Here is a 1,992-nt window from a genome sequence, read left to right as displayed (position 1 = left end):
GGAACAATTTTAGCGATCAGCAGTGCCTATTTGCGAATGTTCAACACGCCCTAATCATAGCTATCGCTACAGTGTATTTATTTGCTGCGGTCGATACTTTTATTTTATTTATGCTAAAAGGCTCTTTTATTATGACCACACCACTTGTAGACGCGATGTCTCAACTTGCTATTTATGACTCACTGACTGGCGGCAAGCGTCCGTTTGAACCACTCAAAGCAGGGAAAGTGGGTATGTATGTGTGTGGTATGACCGTCTATGACTATTGTCATATCGGGCACGCTCGAATGATGATTGGGTTTGATATGGTGGTACGTTGGCTCACCCAATTGGGTTATGACGTCAATTACGTGCGCAATATCACTGATATCGATGACAAAATTATTGCGCGCGCCGCTGAAAATGGTGAAGAGATTGGGGCGTTGACCCAGCGCTTTATTACAGCCATGCATGAGGATTTTGCTGCCCTTGGCTGCTTGAAACCTGATGCTGAGCCAAGAGCAACTGATCATATTGATGATATGCAACATATGATTGAGACATTAGTCATAGGCGATTATGCGTATGCAGGCGACAATGGCGATGTCTACTACGCTGTCGATAGTTTTGCGGATTATGGCAAATTATCGAAGCGCAATCTTGATGAAATGCAGGCAGGCTCACGTGTCGATGTCGAAAATGACAAGCGCAATCCGTTTGACTTTGTGCTCTGGAAAGCGGCGAAACCGGATGAGCCGCAGTGGGCGTCACCTTGGGGACAGGGGCGTCCGGGTTGGCATATTGAATGCTCAGCCATGTCGACCAAGTGCTTGGGCAACACCTTTGATATTCATGGCGGCGGTCATGATTTGCAATTCCCGCATCATGAGAACGAAATCGCTCAGTCCGAAGCAGCGACGGGTTGTGAGTACGCGCGTAACTGGATGCATGTTGGCTTTATCAATGTTGATGGCGAAAAAATGTCTAAGTCATTGGCTAACTTTTCAACCATTCGCGATGTCATGGCAAAATACTTGCCCGAAACCGTGCGTTTTTTCCTATTATCAAGTCATTATCGTAGCCAAGTAAACTTTTCAGACAGCGCATTAGATGAAGCTCATAATAGCCTAAGCAGACTATACAACGCGTTAAAATTGGCTGAACAGCAAAAAGGACAAACAATCGTAATCGATGAAAACTTGACCACCGAAGCTTATCGTACGGCTGCTGGACAAGATTTTATCAAAGCCATGAATGATGATTTTAATAGTTCAACGGCGATTAGTGTCTTATTTGGTCTAGCACGCGACATCAACAAAGCCATCAAAGCGGAAGAAGTCGATACAGCATGGCAGCTTGCACAGCAACTAAAAGCACTGGCACAGGTATTGAACATCTTACAGCAACCCGTGCAGCAGTTTTTGCAAGCGGTGATCGGTGAAGATGCTGAAGATGGTCTGAGTGATGCGACCATTGATGGATTAATCGTCGAGCGTGCCGATGCCAAAGCCAACAAAAACTTTGCACGTGCTGATGAGATACGTGAGCAGTTAAAAGAAGCAGGTATTGAGCTTGAAGATAGCCGTGCTGGTACAACATGGCGCCGCGCTTAAATTAAGCGGTTACCGTTAGTCATATAGATAGCGACAAAACAACAAATAAATTAAGTCAGCTTAACGCTGGCTTTTTTTATATACTGCATTTAAGCCAAAGCGTCCCCTGTGCGTTTTTATATCCATTCTTTTTGTAGACTATTGACCTTAAAAATATGAATACTCCCAAAAACAGTATGATTAATGAATATAGCACGGCGATGGATATTCACCATGGTTGCAGTTTGAGCGTAAAGTGCCGTCGCCCTAGGATTCATGATACTGCGCTACAAGCAATGTTAGGATTTTTGATGATAGCCATTAGCGCTATCCATATGCCTGCCAATGCCGCAAATAATGGCGATGATATTAGGGTGTGTATAGAATTCAAATCAGGGGCAACCAGATAAAGACACAAGCG

Annotated in this window: 2 protein-coding genes; both read left to right on the top strand. The window is 44.4% G+C overall.

Going from position 1 to position 1,992, the window contains the following annotated elements; genetic code table 11:
* The first annotated feature begins 131 nt into the window (after positions 1-131).
* Positions 132-1,592, top strand: coding sequence for a cysteine--tRNA ligase (gene cysS / locus L0G63_RS13630; RefSeq protein ID WP_301451140.1), 1,461 nt, complete (start codon positions 132-134; stop codon positions 1,590-1,592).
* 155 nt (positions 1,593-1,747) lie between these two features.
* Positions 1,748-1,981 carry a hypothetical protein gene (locus L0G63_RS13625; protein ID WP_301451139.1) on the top strand — a complete coding sequence of 78 codons (234 nt, stop codon included), beginning with the start codon at positions 1,748-1,750 and terminating at the stop codon, positions 1,979-1,981.
* Positions 1,982-1,992: the final 11 nt, after the last annotated feature.

It is taken from the genome of Psychrobacter sp. (genome assembly GCF_030454045.1).
GTDB lineage: Bacteria > Pseudomonadota > Gammaproteobacteria > Pseudomonadales > Moraxellaceae > Psychrobacter.
This window is presented reverse-complemented; position numbering and strand designations above follow the sequence as displayed.

Excerpts from the sequence above, each read along its gene's own strand:
- cysS (WP_301451140.1), top strand. The coding sequence starts at position 132 with ATGACCACACCACTTGTAGACGCGATGTCTCAACTTGCTATTTATGAC.
- L0G63_RS13625 (WP_301451139.1), top strand. The coding sequence starts at position 1,748 with ATGAATACTCCCAAAAACAGTATGATTAATGAATATAGCACGGCGATG.